Here is a 21,532-nt window from a genome sequence, read left to right as displayed (position 1 = left end):
AAAGGTCCCTGGTAGACCACCAGGTTGATAGGCTGGAGGTGTAAGCGTCGCAATACGCTCAGCTGACCAGTACTAATAGACCGTGAGTCTTAACCTCTCTATTCTTCATTCCCTATGATCGGTGATGCGTGATCATACACCTTGCAACCCAGATACCTCTGGAATACCTCGCAAGACAATCACAAAACACCTATAAAAATTAGTTCTGGTGACCTGGGCGGAGGGGACACACCCGATCCCATTCCGAACTCGGTAGTTAAGCCCTCCAGCGCCGATGATACTGCGGTTCTAACCGTGGGAAAGTAGGACGTCGCCAGAACTTTCTCTCCAAAAACAAAAAGCCCGCTTCCTTAGAAGCGGGCTTTTTGTTTTGACTATACCTCCTCAGCACATCACGTGCATGCCAATTGCGGTATTGCATCTTGCCTGGGACCGCCGCACCCCAGCTCGGCCCGTCTTCCAGAAGGCTACAGAAGACATGTATGTGTTCGAAAATGCTTCAAAAAATTCAATTACAAAAAGATTGTCAGGGCTCTGGGCACGTTTTGCCGCAGCAGCTTTCCAGAAAACCGCTGTACATGTAAAACACTCGCTGCTCGCGGAGTACCCTGGCCGGATCCAGTTTCGGTGCCGGATTGTCGCGAAGCAGTTTTTGGAGAGCATCCCAGGAGGGAATTGCTGCAAACCCACTGTCCAGGACTTTGCCGTCCATGGTTCGCAACAGGCGAGCATCCTTGCTGTCCGTCACCACGACCAGGGAAGTCGGCCCCTCTGGAACCAGCCTGCCGGCGTAGACGGCCTCACGAGTGTATGATTCCGGAGTGCCAGAGCAGAAAAGGAGAGCCAGGACCGGTTTTCCCTGATCATCATAAACCAGCAGGTCCACGTTCCGTGAAAACGGCTTATCGTCCACATCGTATTTGATCTCGACTTTTGGGATCACTTTTTCTTTTGGGTATCCTTTTTCCTCAACAAGCATCCGGGCCAACCCCTGTCGCAGATCTTCATAGGTCGTCATCTCCAATTCATCGCCTGTCAGATAATCTTGTATGGTTTGCCCAAGGCTCACTTCATGCATGTGTTGCTCCTTATGTCCGATCGCTTTATAGTATTTGGTCAAAAAAAGAGGCAGCGACTCAGCTTGTTCCGGGTATGGATTCATCGGCAATAGTTCCCGCCTGCGCCCGGGAATGACTCTTTTATATGACCCGTTGCCGAATCAGTCGTGCCAGCGAAGGACGAATCCAGTTATACCTATAGAGTGATGAGCTGGGTAGCTTTGTTTCGGGTATTTGAAAATGAGATGGTTCTCAGAGATGAAGGTGTTCTGTCAACATCAGGCGAGATCGCCGGATAAAAGGTGAAAGAAGGACTGCACGAATCTACCGGAAACGACGTCCACCAAAGGGAAGGTGATATGTTTGCGGTTGGAAAAACTTCCTGTCAGAGCCAGAAAAAGGCCCTGGGATGATTTTTCGGTTCGTTGGCGGCAGTTTTCGATGAAATCCCTGTTTTCCTGTATGTCCGGCAAGTCGAAAAATCGGCAGTCCAGAGGGCGTGATGCGAAAATCAGGCAGAGCTGTTCCTGGGACAAGGGGCAGATTATGGATTGTTGCGCATACAGGCGGGCGAATTCCTCTTCCGGTTCCCCCGCGGATAATTTCCGTAAAGCGCGACACGTCCGGGTAACCTCGGAACAGCGATCTATCGCAGCCAGTCGTTGGGCGCTATGCAGTTTCCGATTCAAATGATGCGTCAGAAAGGCAGCCTCGATCAGCGAAATTTCCACGCAACTGGTGCAGCAGGCAGCATGACCCTGGCCGCAAAGCGAAGCATCTTCTTGTTGCTGCAAACGGGCGTCGATTTCCGCGAGCAAGGCTTCATGGTCCGCGAAAAAAGGGCGCAAATCCACAAGGGTCTTCCATTCCAAAGAGGGTTCGCGAATGGTCAGGCGACCCTCTTTTTTGCCAATTTTGCGCACCAGCCACCACTGATCGAAGTTGGCGGGCTGGGAGCGCAGCTTCTTGATTTTCTGTTTGACGAGTTTGCTGCCCAATCCGCGGCGCAGGAGATAAGCGGAAATGATAGTGCCGGTGCGCCCGATGCCGTGGCGGCAATGTACGTAGACCTTCTTGCCCAGGTATATGGACTCGTCCAGCCAAGCCAGGGCTGCCTCCAAAGCTTGCAACTGCGGAGTTTCCTCGTCTTCAATGGGCAGATAGTGGACTTCGAAGCCTTGCTGGGATTCAATGTCGTGCAGGTCGCAGTACTCCGCGCAAAGGTTCATTATTGCGTCGACACCAGCTGCCTTGAGGCTATCCAGATGATCGTAGGACATGGGCGCTGGGCCTGTGGCCAAATGATCAGTGACCCAGTAAATGGGATATCCTGCTGCTTCACTCATTCTTATTGCCTTCATTCTGCCATTTTTTTGCCATCTCTTCGGCCATGGCCAGTGCATGATCTTCGCTTTCGAGAACCATGTCCAGCAACGGAGTGCAGCCCAGCAGGTATCCAGTCACACGCAGCCGCAACTGGGTGGCTTCATGACCCAAGCGCATACATTTGGCTTCAAGCATGTCCTCGTTGATCTCCACGCGGAAGTTGAAACGACTCAAGACCCTGCCAATCATGGCCAGCCTCCAGATCTTTTTTTCCGGTGAGCCCCCACCACCCTTGAAGCGGAATTGGATGTGGTTTTCTTCGGGACGCGAGCCGGACATAGCGTCCAGGACCGCGAAGTGATAACCGAAGCGCAGCAGTAAATGGGCATAGTTGGCGGCCACCAGGGCGTAGCTGGCCAGAAGGGACGATTTAAGGCTGAAGATCCCACCGCTGACCTGGTCGAAACGTTCCCAGTCGACATGCACCAGCCCCTTGGACCAAGTGATGTCCCGATCAGACAGACCGCTCCAGACAGCCTGCATGGGAGCGCTGAGGAAATCCTCCGGTCGCACGGTTTTTACGCTCTGAGCCGATTCGCGCAAGCCGCCGCCAAGATCCAGGACCTGCATAACCATGGGGATGTCGGCTTCCAGGCTCTTGCTGCTTCGTAAACCACGACCCTTGGCTTCCACCAAAGAAAACATCTCCTGGGTGCCTTTTTCGTGAACAAAGCGAACAAGATCGTGATAGGTCCGGCAACTTTCAGGTGCAAAACTCGATGACGCCGGGTCGGTCAGGGTGAGTGGGCTGATCAGTTCCATGAGGGGCTTCATTTTACGTTGGAACGGAAAGGTAGGCCTGCTTTTTTGCTTTTCCTGCCATTCGAGCAATTCCCGAACTTCACCGTCGTAGACAACGCCCCGGTAGGCATCCACGGTGACGGTTTGCCCCTGGGCCAATGTTGTTGCCAGGCTACCAAGTCCGACAACCAGCGGAAGGCCGAATTCCCGGGCCACGGAGGCAAAGTGGCTGGCCTTGCTGCCATGTTCGGCAAGCACCGCCTTAACGTTGTGCACCACGTGCACAAGGCTGGGCGGGATATTCGGCGTGACGAGAATGCTGCCGGAAGGGATTTCGCTGATGTCTCCTTCGCCGGTAATGTGGTGGACCGGGCCCGTGGAAATGCCCACGCTGGCCGGAGTGCCCACTTCCAACAGCACGGCAACGTGGTTTGAAGGGGCAGGCGTATCTTGGGGCTGATCGTGGAAGAGGGCTTCCGGATCCGTCCCATCCTCGGGCATGTGGATGGGCCTGGACTGAAGTATTGTCAGGTTGGCCATCTGATCTTGCGCCCATTCCACATCCTGGGGAGCGCCGGTCAAGGCTTCCAGTTCAAGGCCCCATTCCGCCAAAGTAGTTGCCGCTGCATCATCCAGGCAAAGAGTGTTTCTCTGCGCATTTTGGGAACCGGTGCCTGACGATCCTTCCTCCGGCGCCGGCTGTTTGGCCAGGAAATGCTTGGGGTCGTTCCGGGAAATCAGAAAGATGTCCGGAACCGCGCTGCCGTCCACAAGGCGGGTTCCCAGGCCGGGAACGGCCGTGATGACCAGACATGATCCCTTGCACATGTCCAGGGGATCCATGGTGTACATTACTCCACTGGCGCGCGGCGCGATCATGGGCAGCACCAGTACGGCCATGGGAGTCTGGTTGTCGTCCAGGCCGTAATGCAGGCGATAGGTCAAGGCCCGGGGAGCGTACTTGCTGGCCAGTACGGTCTTGTAGGCCTCGCAGATGTCTTCCTGGCGCACATCGAGCACCGTGGCATACTGTCCGGCAAAGGAAACCTCGCCATCCTCGGCACTGGCGCTGCTGCGTACGGCCCAGACAGTGGATTGATCCGTACCGGCGACGTCTTGTATGGCGGCGAGGATGCGTGTTTGAACGATGTCGGGCACCTTGCCCGCCATGACGGCCCGCTGCAGACTATCCGAGATTTTCCGCAGTCGATCCGGTCGTTGCAGATTCAGTCCGCGCAGGCCGCGGGCAATGACCTGCTGCAGATTGTTTTCCTCCAGGAACGCATGAAAGGCATTGGTGGTGATCACAAACCCGGGTTGGACGGGAATCCTTGTTTCCTTCCGGATGCGACTCAGAGCCAGGGCTTTGCCGCCCAGCATCTGCGGGTGCTCCCAGGCCTTGTCCAGAGGCAGGGCATAGGGTGGGCTGGTGATGATCTCGGGTTCTGGCAGCAAACCCGTGAGATCCGCCGAAATGCGTGAGTGGCTGTGCGTCAGAGGGTCGTACGTTCCGGGACGCATTGCCACCAGGCAGTCAATCAAGCGGTGCGTCGCCGTCGACAAGGCCTGGACAAGCATGGCAATGCGGGACCAGTCCGTAGGGATGGGACGATGATGAATTTCCTCCAGCTTTGTGATCAGTTTGAGGCACTTCCTGTCTTCCCGCAACAGGCTCTGAAACATGTTGAATCGCCGCAAGACCACCTTGTCCGGTGAGAAAATCCGCTCAGCCCAGGATGTAATCTTTTGCAATGCCATGATCAGGCTTGGCCGGCTTTGGCCAGAATCTGCGCTGTTTTTTCCACAAGCTCATCAATATCGATGGGCTTGACGCAGTATTCATCGGCTCCGAGCTGCATGGCCTGTTTGGCTGTTTCCAGGGTTGGATAGCCGGTGAGCATCATTACCCGAATATCCGGATTTATTTTTTTCAGCTCTTCGAGCACTTCCACACCGCTCATCTTTTTGAGCTTGATATCCAGGATGGCCAGGTGAGGCGGGGTGGCGCGGGCATGCTCAAAAGCCGGTTCCTCGTCACTGTAGACATGCACATTGTGTCCATTGCGGGTCAGGATGCGGCGGATCATCACGCCCACGTCCTGCACGTCGTCCAGAACAAGAATTTCTGCCATCAGGTTCTCCTAATAGTTGGACTGTACCGGATATCGTACGTTATCGACATCAATGATGATGTAATTGCTCAGAATGCGGCAGGCTGTTGAGCAGACAGCAATCATGTCCTCTTGGGAATGTCCACGCACTCGTCGTCGGGCATGGTATTCCCCTCCAGGGGAAGCTCGACAAAGAACACCGTGCCGGGGCCGAGTTCGCCCTCGCAAGCCGGATAATTATCATTATACTCGCTGGGTACGGGACTGAACGCGCTGATCCGTCCGCCGTGGTCCTTGATGATGCCGAAAGTGACCGAAAGTCCGAGTCCCGTGCCCTTGTCCACAGGTTTTGTGGTGAAGAAGGGTTCAAATATCTTATCCAGATCCTCTTCCTGGATGCCGCTGCCCGTATCCGCAACGGAGACCACGAGGCGGCGGCGGTGGGCGCAGAGCTTGGTCTTGATCATGATGCAGCCGTCCGTGCCAATGGCATCCGCGGCGTTGTTGAGCAGATTCATCCAGACCTGTTTGAGGCGTTCCTTGTCCCCGGTGACAGGCGGGATCAGGTCGTCGAGTTCCTTGATGATCACGATCCGGTTCTGGCGGAAGATGTGTTCCACCAGGTCCGCCACTTCCCGAAGGGATTGGTTGATGTTGATCTGCGCCTGATCCTTTTCCGTATTTCTGGAAAAACTGAGCAGGTCGGCAACAATTTTGCGGCAGGCCTGAGCCTGCTTTTCGATGATGGCCACATCCTGTGCCACGGGGTCGCTGTTGGGGATGTCCTTGAGCAGCAACTGGGCGTATCCCAGGATGATGCTCAAGGGAGTGTTGATTTCATGAGCCACGCCGCCGGCCAAACGCCCCAGGTCTTCCATCTTCTGGGAGTGGATCAGCTTTTCCTGGTACTGCTTGACCACGGTAATGTCCCTGGCTGTGGAGAGTAGGCCGATGATCCGGTCATTCTCGATCACCGGGACTTTCACGACATGGTGCCATTTCTTGCCCTTGCTCCCCCGGGTCATGATTTCCTTGGACAGGGGCTGTTTCGTCATTAGGATCTGCATATCCTCGTGATAGTTCTGGTCCGCCTGGTCCGGGTTGAAAATATCGAAGTCCGTGCTTCCGACAATCTCATTTTCATCCCGGCTCAAATGGCTGCAAAAGGCCTTGTTGACGGCCAAGTATACGAGATTGTCGTCCTGGAGGGCGACCAGGTCAGGGGTAACGTCCAGGATGGTCTTCAACAGTTGTTTTTGCAGGCTGAGATTTTTTCTGGAGAGGCGCAGTTCCTCAATGTGATTTTTCAGGGTCAGCGCCATGTATTCGAAGGATTCGGCCAAGCTTTGAATTTCGTCGCCGGCATTGCGGCGGTAGACGGGACAATTCAGGCAGTTGTCGACTTTCTCCGGAAAACCACCCGTTCCGCAGTCGGGACAAAAAGTTCCGGCGATGTACCAGCAGCGGCGCTGGCGGTCTCCACGGGCAGGACAGTGCTCTTGATCGCAATCCATGATTTCCCAGCAATTACGCTCAAGAAGCGGGCTCACCTGCACGTCCAGATCGCCCTTGACCACGGCCTCGGCTGACTGTCGAAGGGCATTGACGCGCCGGGTAACGGTGCGCGCGAAGAAGCTGCCGCCCATCAGCGCCAGCAGTGTCGCTCCTGCGGTCATGAGCATGTTCAACCACATCAGCCGGTCGATGGAGGCCTTGATGGTGCTGTAGGACAAGGCCACACGCACCGTCCCCAGGCGGGTCTCGTCCAGCATGACAGGAGCGGCGAAGTCATAGATGCGTTCGGCGCCGGTATCCAGGAACTGGATGGAATATGCTTGATGGTCCTCTACCTGGTTGGCCAGACGCAGGGCCACAGGAAAGCCATCTCGAAAGCTGTGAGCCAGAACCTGGCCGTGGCGATCCAGGATGAAGGCGTACACGATGTCCTTTTCATTGCCGATCTGGACAACTTCCGTGGTCAGGACCGTGAGGCGCAGAAAATTCATGGACAGAATGGATTCCACGGAACGCGCGGAAAGGTTCACGACCAGACTTTGGCCACGCTTGAGCGTTTCTTCGAGAATGGCGCGTGAGCTCACGGCATGGCTCATGAAACCCAGGAGCAGGCCAAAGCAGATGATGATCAAAGCCAGGCCGAGGTTGATCTTGGCTTGGAAGGATCGTCGGGATAAGTAATGGAAAATGGAGCGCATGATTCACGGATCCAACCGTTATCGACAGAGCGCCTGTTAGTGCCGTCTTTATTGGAGTTCAGCCCGGCGGACCAGGTCGCGTACGGCATCGAAATCCCCGGGCTGGGCAGCAACGATCCCGCGCATGGCTGCTCTTTCCAGAATCAAGCGATGTTCGGGATTGCCGAAATCCAGAGCGAGCATGGCATTCTTAATGGCCTCGACAATCTCAACAGCAAGACCTGGACGGGCCGAAAAGTTCCAGCCGGGATACCGCTGGGTGCGAGCCAGAATTCGAATTTGCGAAAGATCGATCTTGTCCTCCAACAGTTCCAGGGCACCTTCACGCACTGTACCTACATCGTAGCGTCCGGCGTAAACTCCGAGAATCACGCTTTCCTGTTTGCCGCCAGGGCCAGGAGCGAAAACGATTTCAGCAAAATCTTCTGGATGGATGCCGTGATCCAGAAAATGACCCAACCCGAAAAGATATCCGCCCGCCGAAAACTGGTCCACGGCAATCCAGCGTTTGCCGCGACAATCATCCAGGGTTTGGATGTCCGGGTTGTCGGCGCGGGTGATGATCAGGCCGCCAAAAGACGCTTCTCCTGTCATTTCGATGATTTTGGCAAATACTTTTGCTCCGGATCTCTCTGCCGTCAGAGCGTAAACAAACGGATTCGCGTAGGAAATGTCGATTTTACCCTGGGCAAGCATGAGCATGTGCTCATGAAAGGTTTCCGGAAAGATCTGGCGGATATTCAAGTCTGTAATCTCGGACAGATACTGGACAAGGCGCTGGTGTCGTTCAAAGGAAACGGTGTGCGAGAACTGGGGCAGGTAGGCGTAGGTGATTACTGGCTGATGGGAACCCGGCGTGACCTCCTCGCGTTCGTCCAGATCAACCTTGACCGGTGTGGGTTGATCTCCGCAAGCCGATAGCAGGAAAAACGCCATAAGATGGAGCAATAACAAAAGGTGGCGGATTTTCATATTCATCTCCTGGATTAATGGCTCCGTTGCGGAAGATCGTCGTTAACAGATGTGCATGACGGTCAGTCACACCCATGCTTCAGCTTTGCGGGCCGGTGGATTTGAATGTTTGAAGTCACCCCGGCAACCCCTTGTGCTTGTCCACATCCGCCCAGGTGATCATCTTTTCTTCTTCCTGTCCGGGCCGGCGGAGTTTGGGCGTGTCATCATGGAAGAAGGGCAGCCACGGTTTGAGTTTGGCGAAGCAGATCCGGACCAGAATGTACATGGGCAGGAACACTGCCGGGTATCCTACGATCTCCGGAAGCAGCGGAATGGGGTACGCCAGTTCAAACTCAATGGCCTGGAATCGTGTTGCCATCCAGGCCAAAGCAAAGGGAACAGGCCACAGTGTGGAAGCTCCTTGGCCAATGGTGGCGAAGAAGTATTTTCCCCAGGCTTCGTTGGCCATTTTGTTGCAAGCCCGGTAGCTTTCCTTGTCCTTGTGAATGATCGCTTTCACTGAAAGATTGTGCAGACGGATCGATTCCTGTTCCAATTTTCGGATATGGGCCCGGTTCATTCGTCCGACGCCGAGTGCTGTCAGCTCCCCTATCAGGGTGCACCAGAGGCAGAGAATGAACGTTCCGAAGAAGAAACCGCCGGCAGGATTGGAAATCATGCGGTAGGGCGAAATGAGAACGGAATCCAGCCAGTGATAGGCTGCAAGAGTGAACTCATGAAATTCATGCATATTTATACCTATCGCAAAGAAGGATGAAAAAAAAGGGCCGACGCCGAAACGTCAGCCCTTGATGGTCGAGATAGTCGTTTATTCTGCTACCCGAAGAACATGGTCATGATGTTCTTTCCTAGGAAGCCGCGGGCCATGAAGTCCAAGCCGACGTAGAAGGCCAGGATGATGAAGACGCGCTTCAGCCATTTGTCGGAAATGTACTGGGAGGTGTATGGACCAACCATGGAGCCGACCACGATACCTACCAGCTGGGTGCCGATCAGCGGCCAGTGGACGAGTACGCCCTGCTGCAGGTAGCTCAGAATACTGGTGATCATTCCGATAAGCACGGCCAGGGCCGAGGTGCCGGCGGAAAGGTACATGGGCAGGCCGGTGACGCTGGTCAGGAAGGGCACGAGCATGAATCCGCCGCCAACGCCCAGGAATGCGGCAATAGCGGCGATGATGAAACCGCCGAAGATGGGAAGAAGCGGGTTGAATGAGAACTCGACACCATAGAAGGTGAATACGATCCGTTTCGGTGAGAAGGCGATCATTTTTACACCGAGTTCGCTGGTATCCACTTTCTCGCCGGAGCGTTTCCTTTTCATGGTCGTTTCAAATGCGTCAGCAGCCTGTTTGGCCTTCTTTTTCCCGGCAGAGCCGCGCGGCGTGGTTTCATAGAGCATGTAGCAGCCCAGAAACAGCACAAAGATGCCGAAATAACCGACATAATCACGAAAGGACACTTTTCCTGCCGTCAGCAACGGAATAAGATAGCTTCCTGCAATGGAACCGATAGCCAAGGCTGCGGCCACGGGCAACACGAGACGACCCATCTTATAATAGTTGATGGATGAGATCAGGGCGCTGGTACCAACCATAAACTGGTTGGATACGCGAATGGAGTCTGTAACCGCACGGTTGATGGTGGGAGCGGTATTACGGAATGTTCCGGCATAGTTGCCGAGTCCGTAAATGGTGATATGTCCCACGCCGGCCATGATGCCTCCGAATGCGCCCACTGTGGAAAAGATCCAGCCGACCCACACAGCCCAGAAGAATGCGAGGATCAGGCTGATCTGAGGCGCCCCTGGAATGCCAAGATATCCTCGAGGTGCGTTGGGATCGATCTCCCCTCTGTCGGTTCCTTGTGGCGCTTCAGCGATGGCTTGTTGTAAATCTCCTACTTGCGCCCAGGAATGATCCGTTGCCAGGAACATAGTTCCCAGGGCGAGCAAGAGTGCAAAGACCAGAACCAATTTTTTGTGCATACCCTGTCCTCCATGCGTTAAATTGTTATGCAACTCTTGCCTTGGAGGGAAAAGCAGCAGGCCCGCTTCTGGCAAGTTTCCTAGATCTTGTATTCCCATCTTGATTCATTGCCGCTCCGGGTCTGAGAGCAGAACCTGGTGGGCGTAGTCCTCCCTGGTTTTGCTGGAGGCGACATTCGGATTGACAAATGAAAGGGCATGGGTGGTGCAGGCCGTAACGCAGGCCGGTTTCTGCCCTTGATCCACCCTGTCCCGGCAATAGTCGCACTTGATTGCACGGCCGTTGACCATGTCCCACTGCGGCACCTTCCAGGGACAGGCGATGATGCAGGCCTTGCAGCCGACACAGAGTTCCGCTTTGACGAAAACTATTCCGTCGGATTCCCGTTTGGTCATGGCCCCGGTGGGGCAGGCTGTGACGCACCAAGGCTGTTCACAGTGGAAGCAGGGCATGAACATGTACATGTATTTTGCCTGATTCTTTTTTTCGATTGGTCCCAATGTCACGTGCTGTCCCAATTTTGCTCCGGTAGGCACCCTGTTCTTGGCCTTGCAATGAACCTCGCATGCCTTGCAGCCGATGCACCTGTCCTGATCGATCTTGATGAAATAGTTGCTCATGAGTCATGCTCCTTCTTTGCTTCTTAAGCTATATTATCCTGTGTAAAAACTGTTTATTGCCGTTGATGCACCCGTATCGCTCACAGCAGCAGCGCATTACTGGCCCGCAGCAGCAAGTCAAAAAGTCCCTGTGGCATTAGTCCCAAGAACAGTACGCCCAAAGCAAGTGCCAGGGCAACCGTTGCGCCGATCATGGTCCCTTGGATGGACCTGGGAGAATCCTGGTCCATGGTATAGGCATGGCGCACCATGTTCAAATAATAGAAGATGGCGAGGGCCGTATTGAGCGCCGCTATGATGACCAAGAGGTAAAATCCTTCACCCCAGGCCGCGTTGAGCAGGAACAGTTTCCCGGTAAACCCCCCTGTCGGCGGAAGACCCACCAGGCCGAAGGCCGCCACGGCAAGGACAAAAGCCAGTAATGGCGAACTGCGATGCAATCCCTTCAAGTCGTGAAGCTGGATATTGCGCCCGTCATCCGAAATCCGGGTGATCACCCAGAAGATGGTCAGATTCATGACCACATATACCAGGGCATAGTAGGACGCGGCGGCAAGTCCATACATGCCTCCCGCCACAAGCCCCATGACCACGAAACCTGCGTGGGCGACGCTGGAATAGGCCAAAAGGCGCTTGAGATCGGTCTGGCGAAGGGCGAGCAGATTGCCCAATGTCATGGAAAGCGTGGCGAAGATGGCCAGAATGATTTTTATCTCAACGCCCGGCTCCAGGCTCATCAGGCGCACAAGAACGACAATGGCCCCAACCTTGGGCAAGGTGGCGGCAAACGCCGCGGTTTCATTGTTTGCTCCCTGATACACGTCCGGCGCCCAGAAATGGAAGGGGAACAAGGCCAGCTTGTACAGGAACGCCAGAGAGAACAAACCAAGGCCGACAAGCGCCATGGGTTGTTCGGCAAAGGACCAGTTCATAGTGGCTAGTTCATGGAGATACGTCGTATGTTGTCCCGCGATGATGTAGGATACGCCGAACAAGCCGATGGCCGTGGCCACGGCTCCGAAGAGGGCATACTTGATGGCTCCTTCAACGGCCTGGGGATTGTCGTTTCGCAGGGGAAGCAGAATGTACAGACTATAGGAAGCTAGTTCGAGAGAAATATACAGCGTGAAAAGCTCCACGGTGCTGGCCAGGAGCATGAGGCCGAAGGCGCTCATGAACATGAAAAAGAAATAGTCCGCTCTGTTGGTCTTGCCCAATGAGTTGTTCCGAAGGGCATTGAGAACGCATATTGCCAGCCCGAGCACGACAATCAGCTTGAAAAATTGCGACAACCCGTCAATTTGATAGGAATCGTAGAACATCATGCCGGACTGTTCCATGGACAGCGCTGCAATGAGTACGCCGCCGAGGGAGGCATAGGCCAACCAGTCGGTTCTGTCCTTGATCTTGTCCGTGACGGTCTGCACGAACAGGACGATCAAGAGGACAACCATGTACAGTTCTGGAATGATCAGGGAAGGGGTGAAGTTCAGCAAGGCGTGTCTCCTCTTGCGTATCCGTAATCCAGCGCTACAGGAATCGCTGGTTGTGGTTCAATTCGTCCGTTGAGCGGTGAGGTGAACTGAGTCCATGGCCTTGGACCGTTGCTGCGGGGCCACGTTGTTTTCCGGGATCATGTCCGGCTGGATCATGATTTGGCGAGGACGTTGCCGTGTGTCCTGGTACTCTTCGGAGACAAAACGATGATCATCAAAGTTGATCAATAAATTTTCGATGGACGGCCCCATGATGTTCAGAGCCCGCCCAGGTGCCAGCCCCAGATAAAAGACAAGAACGAGCAGGGGGAGCAAATAGGCCCATTCCCTTGAATTGACGTCCTTCCATCCGGCCCCTTTGGCGGGAGTTCCCCAACCCACGGCCAGCAAGAGCCGCATCAGATAGGCCAGCCCGAGAAGCAAGCCGATGATGAACAAAACGCCCAGGAGATAGCTGGCCTCAAAGACACCGATCAGCACCAGAAGTTTGCTGAAAAAACCGTTGGTTCCCGGAAAGCCAAAGGCGGCCAGGGAAAAGAGCAGCAGGAAACCCGTATAGATCGGCAGATGGCTGCTCAGCCCGAGATTGTCATCGATCTCGCGGCTGTGGCTGCGTTCGTACAACAGGCCGACCAGCATGAACATCGCACCGGTGATGATTCCATGGTTGACCATGTGCATGATGGCGCCCTCAACTCCTTGGAAGGCGAAAACGAAAATGCCCAGGGTGACGAACCCCATGTGGGCTACGGAGGAGTAGGCGATAAGCTTTTTCATGTCCTGCTGGCCGATGGCGACAAACGAACCGTAGATGATCGAAATGACGGCCAGAACAATCATCAATGGCGCGAAAAATTCACTTGCGGCGGGCGTGATGGGCAAACAGAACCGCAGAAAGCCGTAGGTTCCCATTTTGAGCAGGATGGAAGCCAGCAGAACGGAACCGGCGGTGGGCGCTTCGACGTGGGCTGCCGGGAGCCATGTATGAAAAGGAAACATGGGTACCTTGATGGCAAAGGCCAACGCCATGGCCAGGAAGGTCAGCTGCTGAAACCGAAGACCGAAGCGCTGGTCCATGAGGTCAGGAATGGAGAAGGTGCCTGCAGCGATGAAAAAGGCCACGATGGCTACCAGGAGCAGGGTGCTCCCGGCCAAGGTGTAGAGGAAGAATTTGATGGAGGCGTACCTGCGCCGGGCGCCGCCCCAGACCGCGATCAGCAGGAACATGGGCACCAGCATCGCTTCCCAGAAGATGTAGAACAGGACAAAGTCCAGGGCGCAGAAGACGCCGATGCACGCCGTGGTCATGAGCAACAGGCAAATATGGAATTCCTTGACGCGCTGCCCGATATAGCGCCAGGAGCAGAGCACGCACAAGGGCAGGAGCAGGACCGTAAGCACGATCATCAGGATGCTGATGCCGTCAATACCCAAATAATATTGAATATTCCATGCCTCGATCCATGTCAGCCGTTCGACAAACTGAAACTCGGCCGTGGAAAGGTCGAAGGCCAGAAGTGGCAAGAGCAGCAGGCATTCAAGGATTCCCACAGCCAGAGTGACATACCGGATCGTCTCGTCCTTGCGCAGAAAGACCAGGGCGATCGCCGCCACGAGGGGAAAGAAGATCAAGGCGCTGAGCACGGGAAAGTCTGCGTAGAGCATGTTCGGCTACTCCGGGAGCGGTGTGAGTTCGTGTTGCATATGTCGGCTCGGGCACAAGGAGCTTAAAGGATCATCAGCCATGTCACTCCGCCGACGAGCAGAGCGAGGATCACGGCAGCGGCGAGATAATCCTGAACCCTGCCCGTGAGCAATTGTGAAAGCGCTGATCCTGTATTCTGGAAGTTGCCGGCCGTTCCGTCCACAACTCCATCGATGGCTTTTTGGTCGAACCAATTGGACATGCTGGCCAGTGCAAATACAGAGGCTGGGATTTTCTTGTTGATGGCGCTATCCGCGGCAACCTCGATCCTGTCGCGGACGATACTGGCTGCCTGCATCACGCCGCGCACGAATAACCAGTTGTACAGGCTGTTGATGTACCACCTGTTCCAGAGAAAGGTGTGCAGCCCCCTGATAATTCCGGACCGTTCGAAATACGTGTTCACGTTCCAGGATCTGGAAACATAGAAGAAATAGGCAGGGATCACGCCGATAAGGACACTGCCGATGGACAGTCCGACGACAAGGGAGGGGGGGAAGACGGGTATCGCGTCTCCGGCCATCAGTCCGAGACCGGTAACGAGCTGGGTGTTGAACAGGGCGTGCAATGCGTGCTCGGCTTTTGGACCGAGCAGGCCGAATACGACGAGGCCGACGGCCAGAGCGCCGCAAGCGAAGGTTTGAGGCAGAAGACCCTCGCCTACATGGTGGTGCGGCTTTTCAGTTTCCTTGCGGACATGGTCCGAGGCCTTGCCGTGGAAGATCATCCCGAAATAACGTGTGGAGTAGAAAGCGGTGAAGACGACGGTAACGAGGACGATGGCCAACAATGTATAGTTCTGGGATTCCAGCGTGGCGTAGAGAACGGCTTCCTTGCTCCAGAAGCCTGGAAGCGGAGGTACGCCGATCAGGGAGAGGGTGGCCAGGCCCATGAACAGCGATGTGTAGGGAAGGAATCTGCGCAAGGCACCCATTTCATGGATATAGATGGAATGCACGGCATGAATCACCGTGCCCGCGCACAGAAACAGACAGGCCTTGAACATGGCGTGGCTGACCAGGTGAAAGGTTCCCGCCATGTATCCCCTGACCAGCAGGTCCTGGCTGAACCCGGAAACACCCATGGCCAGCATCATGAAGCCGATCTGGCTGACCGTGGAGTAGGCCAGAACCTTCTTCAGTTCCAGGGCGACAAGGCCCTGGCTGGCGGCCAGGAAGGCGGTGATGGCGCCGATCCAGGCAACGATTACGAAGAAGTACATGGCTTCTTCCACCCCGGCCGTCCAGTAACCGTAGTAAAAGATGGGTATGAACCGTGCGATCAGAAAGACGCCGCTCTTGACCATGGTGGCGGCATGAATCAGTGCTGATACCGGACCAGGTCCGGACATGGCCTCCGGGAGCCATTCATGGAGTGGAAACTGAGCGGATTTGCCCACTGGCCCGGCTATGAGCAGGATGCTGACCAGGATGATCATCCATGGAGTCTGGGCCATCACGGGGATCCACTCCGGGGCGGTCTGGTATAATTCCAGAATGTTGAATGTGCGGGCATAAAAATAGAGGATCAGGATGCCTCCGAGCATGAGCATGTCGCCGACGCTGGTGACGATGAAGGCTTTGACCCCGCATGCCGAAGGCTTGTCGAAGGAGTAGGGTTCAGGGCCGCCGATCCAGTACTTGCGGTCATCGCGGTAGTAAAAGCCGATGAGTCCGTAGCTGCACAAGCCCACCAGTTTCCATCCGATGAAGATGATGATCAGGTTATCGGCGAGAACCAGGAGCAGCATGCTGCCGATAAAGGCGTTCATGAGCATCCAGAATCGCATGATGCCGGGATCGCCTTTCATGTAGCCGATACAGTAAACCATGATGAAGAAGCTGATCACCGCGACCACGTTGGCGACGATGATGCTCAGCGGGTCCAGCAACACGCCGAACGTGATGGTGATCGGCGTGTTCAGCCAGAGCACCTTTGATTCCAGCGGAAGCATTTCCGCGGTGAACAGAAGCGGGAGCATCATCACGGCGCTGAGCGCGGTGAGAAAGGAGAAAAAAACTGCTCCGTACGTCATCACCGCGGTGCTGATGCGGCCCAGAAGCGGCGTCATCAGCACGCCGAGGAGCGGAATCGTCAGGCAGAGCCAGGCAAGTTGGATGTCCATCGCAAGTCCATTCATGTTAGGGTGAGTGGTGTGTAACTTGGTTGCAGACGTCGCTACATGTTCGCCAGGTATCCGCTGATGACCGGTTCAAACAGATTCATGATCAGTGACGGGTAGAGGCCCAATGCCGCGGAGACCAGGATGATGACGATCAGGGGTGCGGTCATGACCCAGGACGGATCGCGGAGGTGTTTGTTCTCGGCGAGTTTTTCCGGAAGAGGCCCGAAAAAAATGACCCGCGTGAAATGAACGGCATAGGAAATGGTCAGCAGGATGGCCACGAGTCCCACGATGCCGATGACAAAGCCAATGGTGTCGCCTCGTTCAAAAATTCCGGCAAACATCACGACTTCCGCCGCGAAACTGCTGAAGGGCGGAATCCCTGCCAGCATCATGCCGCCGGACAGAAAGAGCAGGGCGGTCAGCGGCATTTTGGCGGCCAGTCCGCCCAGGTGTTTGATGTTGCGGATGTGGGTTGTGTAGACCACAAGGCCGCAGGCAGAAAAAAAGACGGTCTTGCCCATGATGTGGCTGAGAAAGAAGAACAGTCCTCCCTCGATGCTCGCGGCGGTCAATGCTCCGATTCCGAGCATGGAATAGGCGCTCTGACTGATGGTGGAGCAGGCCGGGATGCGTTTCATGTCCGTTTGCGCCAAGGTCAACAATGAACCGTAGACCATGGTGATCACGGCAAAGATCATGATCGGCGGTCCGAAGACCTGGAAATCGTCCCACAGGGGCAGGACCAGCATCCGGACGATGATGTAGGCGGCAATGTTGGCATAGACCGCCAGCAGTCCTGCTATGCAGGTCGGATGTTCAGCGTGCACCCAAGGCATCCAGACATGAAGTGGAACGATGGCCAGCTTCGCGAAAAAGCCGATCAGCACCAGCAAAATGACCCAGAATGCCAGAGGATGGCCGGAGAGCAGGTGGATCTGGTCCATCTGGAACGATCCAACCTGAGAGTAGATGATCACGACGCCGCCAAGGAAGAAAAGCGCGGAGAAAACCCCCCAGATAAAGCACATCACGGCTACCTTGACCCGGTCCTGGTAGCCGAAATAGGCCATCAGAAAGAACAGAAAGAGGGTCAAGACTTCCAGGAAAAAGTACATCAGGACAAGGTCAGCGGCAAAACTGACGCCCATGAACCCAACCGGAAAAGGCATCAGGAGATAGAAGAACGACGTGAAATAGTTGACCTGCCCTCGCTCATCGAGTTCCGGATACAGAAGTTCTATCCGGTGATCGATGTACTTGATGGAATACGTACACAAGGCAAGGCACAACAGATTGCAGATCAGGGCGATGGCGATGCTGAGCCCGTCGCCCAGCAAATGAATGCTGATCTCTGGGACGGACAGAAGAACGTATTTTTCCGCGATGGGCCCTGCGTGATAGATCTCGATCATGGCCATCACGAGAAGAACGGTGGTGTACATCAATCCCGTGACGGCCACCCAGCCGGCCTTTCTGCCGATCTGATATCGCAACAGCAGGATGGCCAGGGCGACAAGGGCTGGTACAAGAATCGTTTGCAGGAGAATGAACGGCATCATTTCGCGAATCCTTGGGGTATGGGCGTATTATTGTTCTATCCACGCATGGTGGCCAACCGTGCGGCCTCCACGCCCTTGAAGCGTCGAGTGACGACGAGTACGATCGCCAGGAGCAAGGTGGCCTCCGCGGCCGCTATGCCCATCACCAACAAGGTTCCGACCTGCCCTATCTCATTGGGCGTCGGAGTGAGCTGGGCAGAGGCCATGATGCTCAACCCCGCTCCGTTGAGCATCAATTCGATCCCGAGAATCATGCCCACCAGGGTCCGGCGGTAGATGACGCCGAACAATCCGGTACAGAGCAGAAACAGGGCCACCAGGTGATAGATGGTCATCGGGCTGATTTCAGGAATCATCGCTGTTTCCTCCGCTCAAATCCGAGAATCACGGCTCCGGCCATGGCCACCGTCAACAGCAGGGAGATCAACTCAAACGGCAGGATGTAGGGCTCCAGAAGGAATCGACCCAGTGCCTTGACCTCGGTCTCTTCGGCTACAAGCATGGACGCCGGGGCCTTGTAGATGATCATCAGCCCCAGAAACAGGGCTGGAGCCAGGGCGGTCAGGGTTGCCGGAACAAGCCGCTTTCGCGAGCCGCCGCGGAATTCATCTCCCGTGGACCAGGACTGGGTGAGCATGATGGCGAAGAAGATCAGGATGCTCACCGCGCCGATGTAGATCAGAATCTGCATCAGGCCGACAAAAGGCGCGGACATTAGAAAAAACAGACCTGCCACGCCGAACAACGTCATGATCAACCCCAGCAGAGCCCGGACAAGATTCTGGGAAAGCACGGTCATCAGGGCTCCCACGACGATGAAGACGATGTGCCCGAACATGACCGCATAGGCGAGATTTTGGCTTGGCATCACGACTCCTTGGGTTCGCCCTGGGTGCGGGGGCCGGCCTGGGCACGCATCCGGACGAGAAGGTCATATTGAAAATCTTCCAGCTGCTCGCTGGCCAGGTAGACATCACTGGAAAAGCGGATCGCCCCGGCAGGACAGTTCTGCACGCAAAGGCCGCAGAGGCTGCAGTAATTGTAGTCCAGGTGAAAGGATTCCGGTTCTCGGTGCATTTCCGCTGGGTGACTGACTTTTTTACGAAATTCCAGCGGCAGAGCTAAAATGTCCGGATGAGGCGGAAGAATCGCTGATTCCAATACCGTCCGCTGACCACGCACCGTGATGCAGTTGGAAGGGCAGAGTTGAGCGCAGGCCCCGCATGTGATGCATTTGGACCGAAGCGGATCATCCTCGGTACAGACCAGTTCGATATGCCCACGAAAGCCTTCCAGCGTATCCACCGTCTCACGTGGATAATGAACAGTTATCGTTGGCTGGAAGAAATTGGACGTGGTCACTTTCAGCCCGACCAGCATGCTCCATGCGCCGGTCATGGCTTCGCGCAAAGTCTTTATCATAAAGCAATCACCAGTGCCGTGATCAGCAGGTTGATCGTTGCAAGGGGTATCAGCCATTTCCAGCAGAGGTTCAGGAGTTGGTCAAAACGAACTCGGGGGTAGGTCCAGCGGAAAAACATCATTACGATCAGCAGGAAGTAGACCTTGGCCAGGAACCACCACCATCCGGCGATCACAGGACCGTTCCAGCCGCCAAGGAACAGAACAGTGGCCACGGAACAGGCGATGATCATGTAGGCGTATTCGGCCAGAAAGAAGACGCCGAACCCCATGCCTGAATATTCAGTGTGAAAGCCGGCGGTGAGTTCGCTTTCAGCCTCGGGCAGGTCGAAGGGCGCGCGGTTGGTTTCGGCCAGCGCGCAGAGAAAGAAGATTACGAAGGCCACGGGCTGCGTCAGGATGTGCCATTGCCAGGGCCAGGCGCCCTGACCTGCGGAGATTTCATAGAGATTCAGAGAGCCCGTGATGAAGACAATGGGCAAAACCGAGAGCAGCAACGGAATCTCGTAGGCTACGGATTGGGAAATATTCCGGGCGGCCCCGAGCAGAGCGTACTTGTTCTGGGAACTCCATCCGGCCAGACAGATGGCCAGGACATTCAAGCCGACAAAAGCCAGGATCAGAACAAGGCCGATATTGATGTCAAGAATATGTAGATTTGGGCCGAAGGGGACGGCCAGGAATGCCACGGGTACCGGAGCCAGTGAAAGAATCGGGGCCAGCCAGTATAGCCATTTGTCCGCGCACGCCGGCGTGAACATCTGCTTGCCAACCAGCTTCAGGCCGTCTGCCAGAGGTTGAAGCAGGCCGTAAGGGCCGACCTCGTACGGACCGGGGCGGCGCTGGATAAAACCGGCCACCTTTCGTTCCAGGTAGACCAGCACCAGGCCGTTGAGGCCGACAAAGGCCATGATTGCGGCCAGACCGACAAAAATCACGATCAGTTGCGCGGGAAAAAGTTCCATCATCTGTCTATCTCCGGGATGACGAGATCCAGGCTGCCCAGAGTGGACACCGCATCGGAGATCAAGGAGCCTTCAGCGACTTCCGAGAGCAGACTGAGATTTGAGAAGCTCGGTGATCGCAGCTTCAGTCGGTACGGGGATTCGCCCCCATGGCTGACCAGATGGACGCCGACCTGCCCACGGGCGCTTTCGACGCTGAAATAGACGTCGCCAGGAGGGGGGCACGGACGACGAGGAGCCAACGGGTGGATATGGTCTCCTGTAGGAAGTGCGTCCAGAGCCTGGAGCACGATGGACACGCTCTGGCTCATCTCATCCATACGCACCATATATCGGGCAAGAGCGTCGCATTGGTCGTATACGGGAATTTGGAAGTCGAACTGCGAATAGATCGAGTAGGGTTCTGCCCGGCGGACGTCGTATTCGATGCCGGAGCCGCGCATGACCGGACCTGTTGCGCCGAAGCTCCGGCAGACTTCCGGTGAAATTTCTCCCACCTCTTCCACGCGGCTGCGCAGAATGATGTTGTCCGTCACCAGATCCTTGAAGATCTTCAGACGTTCATCGAAATCGCTGCAAAAAGCCCGGACTTCCTCTACGAACCGCTGGTCCACATCCGTGCTGACGCCGCCAAACCGGTAATAACAGAAGGTCAGTCGAGAGCCGGTGATCCTTTGCAGGATGTCCATCAATCTCTCCCGGTCGGCAAAGGCGTACATGATCGGCGTGAAGGCTCCCAGGTCCAGAAGATATGCCCCCCACCAGAGCAGGTGGGATTTGATCCGGTTCAACTCACAGGTGATGACTCGGATATATTCGGCCCTCTGGGGAACCTCGATGTCCATCAAGCGCTCCACCGCGCCGACGTAGGCCCAGTTCCAGGCCAAGGCATGCAGATAGTCGACCCGCCCCATGTTCGGCAGATACTGAGGATAGGTGCGGATCTCCGCCATTTTTTCCTGCATCCGGTGGACATAGCCGAGCACGGGTTCAGCTCGAACGATGTATTCGCCGTCAACCTCCAGCAGGACGCGTAAAACGCCATGCGTGGAAGGGTGTTGCGGGCCCATGTTCAAGATAAGCCGATCATCGCGCAGATCAGGCTGGAATTTTCGGGCGTAGAAATCGCCAGTGCTGTCCAAACGTAAGTCCAGAGTCATGAGGCG

The 21,532-nt window shown here is 55.5% G+C and carries 18 protein-coding genes and 2 rRNA genes; 2 read left to right on the top strand and 18 right to left on the bottom strand.

Annotated features, from left to right (window positions below; all coding sequences use genetic code 11):
• Together BLP93_RS09305 and rrf are read left to right on the top strand one after the other, a co-directional pair.
• Positions 1-97: ribosomal RNA gene (locus tag BLP93_RS09305) — 23S ribosomal RNA — on the top strand; the annotation flags it as partial.
• 107 nt (positions 98-204) lie between these two features.
• Positions 205-319: ribosomal RNA gene (gene rrf, locus BLP93_RS09300) — 5S ribosomal RNA — on the top strand.
• A 207-nt stretch (positions 320-526) separates the two neighbouring features.
• On the opposite strand, the gene BLP93_RS09295 is transcribed toward rrf, so the two are convergent.
• The 18 genes from BLP93_RS09295 to BLP93_RS09210 all read right to left on the bottom strand — a co-directional run bounded on the left by BLP93_RS09295 (position 527) and on the right by BLP93_RS09210 (position 21,526).
• A complete protein-coding gene (locus tag BLP93_RS09295) occupies positions 527-1,078 on the bottom strand; it encodes a type I restriction enzyme HsdR N-terminal domain-containing protein (RefSeq protein WP_092120398.1) in 552 nt (183 codons plus the stop codon).
• A 258-nt stretch (positions 1,079-1,336) separates the two neighbouring features.
• The gene (locus tag BLP93_RS09290; protein ID WP_092120395.1) at positions 1,337-2,404 is read right to left on the bottom strand and encodes a protein-tyrosine phosphatase family protein; all 1,068 of its coding nucleotides are present in this window, start codon (positions 2,402-2,404) and stop codon (positions 1,337-1,339) included.
• On the bottom strand, positions 2,397-4,943 hold the full coding sequence (locus BLP93_RS09285; protein WP_092120392.1) for a PEP/pyruvate-binding domain-containing protein: 2,547 nt from the start codon (positions 4,941-4,943) through the stop codon (positions 2,397-2,399). The genes BLP93_RS09290 and BLP93_RS09285 overlap by 8 nt, the downstream gene beginning before the upstream one ends.
• Before the next feature lie 2 nt (positions 4,944-4,945).
• Positions 4,946-5,317 (bottom strand): response regulator, encoded by a 372-nt coding sequence (locus tag BLP93_RS09280; protein ID WP_092120389.1) that lies wholly within the window; start codon positions 5,315-5,317, stop codon positions 4,946-4,948.
• A 101-nt stretch (positions 5,318-5,418) separates the two neighbouring features.
• Positions 5,419-7,509 (bottom strand): ATP-binding protein, encoded by a 2,091-nt coding sequence (locus BLP93_RS09275; protein WP_092120386.1) that lies wholly within the window; start codon positions 7,507-7,509, stop codon positions 5,419-5,421.
• Positions 7,510-7,557: 48 nt separating this feature from the next.
• Complete coding sequence (locus BLP93_RS09270) at positions 7,558-8,481, bottom strand: phosphate/phosphite/phosphonate ABC transporter substrate-binding protein (RefSeq protein WP_092120383.1); 924 nt, start codon at positions 8,479-8,481, stop codon at positions 7,558-7,560.
• A 115-nt stretch (positions 8,482-8,596) separates the two neighbouring features.
• On the bottom strand, positions 8,597-9,214 hold the full coding sequence (locus tag BLP93_RS09265; protein WP_092120380.1) for a hypothetical protein: 618 nt from the start codon (positions 9,212-9,214) through the stop codon (positions 8,597-8,599).
• A gap of 86 nt (positions 9,215-9,300) precedes the next feature.
• Complete coding sequence (locus BLP93_RS09260) at positions 9,301-10,470, bottom strand: sulfite exporter TauE/SafE family protein (RefSeq protein ID WP_425248223.1); 1,170 nt, start codon at positions 10,468-10,470, stop codon at positions 9,301-9,303.
• A 105-nt stretch (positions 10,471-10,575) separates the two neighbouring features.
• Complete coding sequence (locus tag BLP93_RS09255) at positions 10,576-11,091, bottom strand: 4Fe-4S dicluster domain-containing protein (protein ID WP_092120377.1); 516 nt, start codon at positions 11,089-11,091, stop codon at positions 10,576-10,578.
• Positions 11,092-11,171: 80 nt separating this feature from the next.
• Positions 11,172-12,584 carry an NADH-quinone oxidoreductase subunit N gene (locus tag BLP93_RS09250; RefSeq protein ID WP_092120452.1) on the bottom strand — a complete coding sequence of 471 codons (1,413 nt, stop codon included), beginning with the start codon at positions 12,582-12,584 and terminating at the stop codon, positions 11,172-11,174.
• A 60-nt stretch (positions 12,585-12,644) separates the two neighbouring features.
• Positions 12,645-14,252, bottom strand: a complete 1,608-nt coding sequence (locus BLP93_RS09245; RefSeq protein WP_092120374.1) for a complex I subunit 4 family protein — start codon at positions 14,250-14,252, stop codon at positions 12,645-12,647.
• Positions 14,253-14,314: 62 nt separating this feature from the next.
• Complete coding sequence (locus BLP93_RS09240) at positions 14,315-16,417, bottom strand: NADH-quinone oxidoreductase subunit 5 family protein (RefSeq protein ID WP_161946269.1); 2,103 nt, start codon at positions 16,415-16,417, stop codon at positions 14,315-14,317.
• 53 nt (positions 16,418-16,470) lie between these two features.
• Positions 16,471-17,979: a complex I subunit 4 family protein gene (locus BLP93_RS09235; protein WP_092120368.1), complete on the bottom strand. Its 1,509-nt coding sequence runs from the start codon at positions 17,977-17,979 to the stop codon at positions 16,471-16,473.
• 35 nt (positions 17,980-18,014) lie between these two features.
• Entirely contained in the window at positions 18,015-18,323 is a 309-nt protein-coding gene (locus BLP93_RS09230; RefSeq protein WP_092120450.1) for an NADH-quinone oxidoreductase subunit NuoK, read from the bottom strand.
• A gap of 8 nt (positions 18,324-18,331) precedes the next feature.
• Entirely contained in the window at positions 18,332-18,847 is a 516-nt protein-coding gene (locus tag BLP93_RS09225) for an NADH-quinone oxidoreductase subunit J family protein (RefSeq protein ID WP_092120365.1), read from the bottom strand.
• Complete coding sequence (locus BLP93_RS09220; protein ID WP_161946268.1) at positions 18,847-19,401, bottom strand: 4Fe-4S binding protein; 555 nt, start codon at positions 19,399-19,401, stop codon at positions 18,847-18,849. Before BLP93_RS09220 ends, BLP93_RS09225 begins: the two co-directional genes overlap by 1 nt.
• Positions 19,398-20,366 (bottom strand): NADH-quinone oxidoreductase subunit NuoH, encoded by a 969-nt coding sequence (gene nuoH / locus BLP93_RS09215; RefSeq protein WP_092120448.1) that lies wholly within the window; start codon positions 20,364-20,366, stop codon positions 19,398-19,400. The genes BLP93_RS09220 and nuoH overlap by 4 nt, the downstream gene beginning before the upstream one ends.
• Entirely contained in the window at positions 20,366-21,526 is a 1,161-nt protein-coding gene (locus BLP93_RS09210) for an NADH-quinone oxidoreductase subunit D (RefSeq protein WP_092120359.1), read from the bottom strand. The genes nuoH and BLP93_RS09210 overlap by 1 nt, the downstream gene beginning before the upstream one ends.
• Between the last annotated feature and the right edge of the window lie 6 nt (positions 21,527-21,532).

This window comes from Desulfonatronum thiosulfatophilum (assembly GCF_900104215.1).
Classification (GTDB): domain Bacteria; phylum Desulfobacterota; class Desulfovibrionia; order Desulfovibrionales; family Desulfonatronaceae; genus Desulfonatronum; species Desulfonatronum thiosulfatophilum.
Note: the sequence above shows the minus strand (reverse complement) of the source record. Positions and strands in the feature narration are given on the sequence as shown.

Coding starts and splice junctions, on each gene's coding strand:
- BLP93_RS09295 (WP_092120398.1), bottom strand. CDS start 1,078: ATGCATGAAGTGAGCCTTGGGCAAACCATACAAGATTATCTGACAGGC.
- BLP93_RS09290 (WP_092120395.1), bottom strand. CDS start 2,404: ATGAGTGAAGCAGCAGGATATCCCATTTACTGGGTCACTGATCATTTG.
- BLP93_RS09285 (WP_092120392.1), bottom strand. CDS start 4,943: ATGGCATTGCAAAAGATTACATCCTGGGCTGAGCGGATTTTCTCACCG.
- BLP93_RS09280 (WP_092120389.1), bottom strand. CDS start 5,317: ATGGCAGAAATTCTTGTTCTGGACGACGTGCAGGACGTGGGCGTGATG.
- BLP93_RS09275 (WP_092120386.1), bottom strand. CDS start 7,509: ATGCGCTCCATTTTCCATTACTTATCCCGACGATCCTTCCAAGCCAAG.
- BLP93_RS09270 (WP_092120383.1), bottom strand. CDS start 8,481: ATGAAAATCCGCCACCTTTTGTTATTGCTCCATCTTATGGCGTTTTTC.
- BLP93_RS09265 (WP_092120380.1), bottom strand. CDS start 9,214: ATGCATGAATTTCATGAGTTCACTCTTGCAGCCTATCACTGGCTGGAT.
- BLP93_RS09260 (WP_425248223.1), bottom strand. CDS start 10,470: ATGCACAAAAAATTGGTTCTGGTCTTTGCACTCTTGCTCGCCCTGGGA.
- BLP93_RS09255 (WP_092120377.1), bottom strand. CDS start 11,091: ATGAGCAACTATTTCATCAAGATCGATCAGGACAGGTGCATCGGCTGC.
- BLP93_RS09245 (WP_092120374.1), bottom strand. CDS start 14,252: ATGCTCTACGCAGACTTTCCCGTGCTCAGCGCCTTGATCTTCTTTCCC.
- BLP93_RS09240 (WP_161946269.1), bottom strand. CDS start 16,417: ATGGACATCCAACTTGCCTGGCTCTGCCTGACGATTCCGCTCCTCGGC.
- BLP93_RS09235 (WP_092120368.1), bottom strand. CDS start 17,979: ATGATGCCGTTCATTCTCCTGCAAACGATTCTTGTACCAGCCCTTGTC.
- BLP93_RS09225 (WP_092120365.1), bottom strand. CDS start 18,847: ATGCCAAGCCAAAATCTCGCCTATGCGGTCATGTTCGGGCACATCGTC.
- BLP93_RS09220 (WP_161946268.1), bottom strand. CDS start 19,401: ATGATAAAGACTTTGCGCGAAGCCATGACCGGCGCATGGAGCATGCTG.
- nuoH (WP_092120448.1), bottom strand. CDS start 20,366: ATGGAACTTTTTCCCGCGCAACTGATCGTGATTTTTGTCGGTCTGGCC.
- BLP93_RS09210 (WP_092120359.1), bottom strand. CDS start 21,526: ATGACTCTGGACTTACGTTTGGACAGCACTGGCGATTTCTACGCCCGA.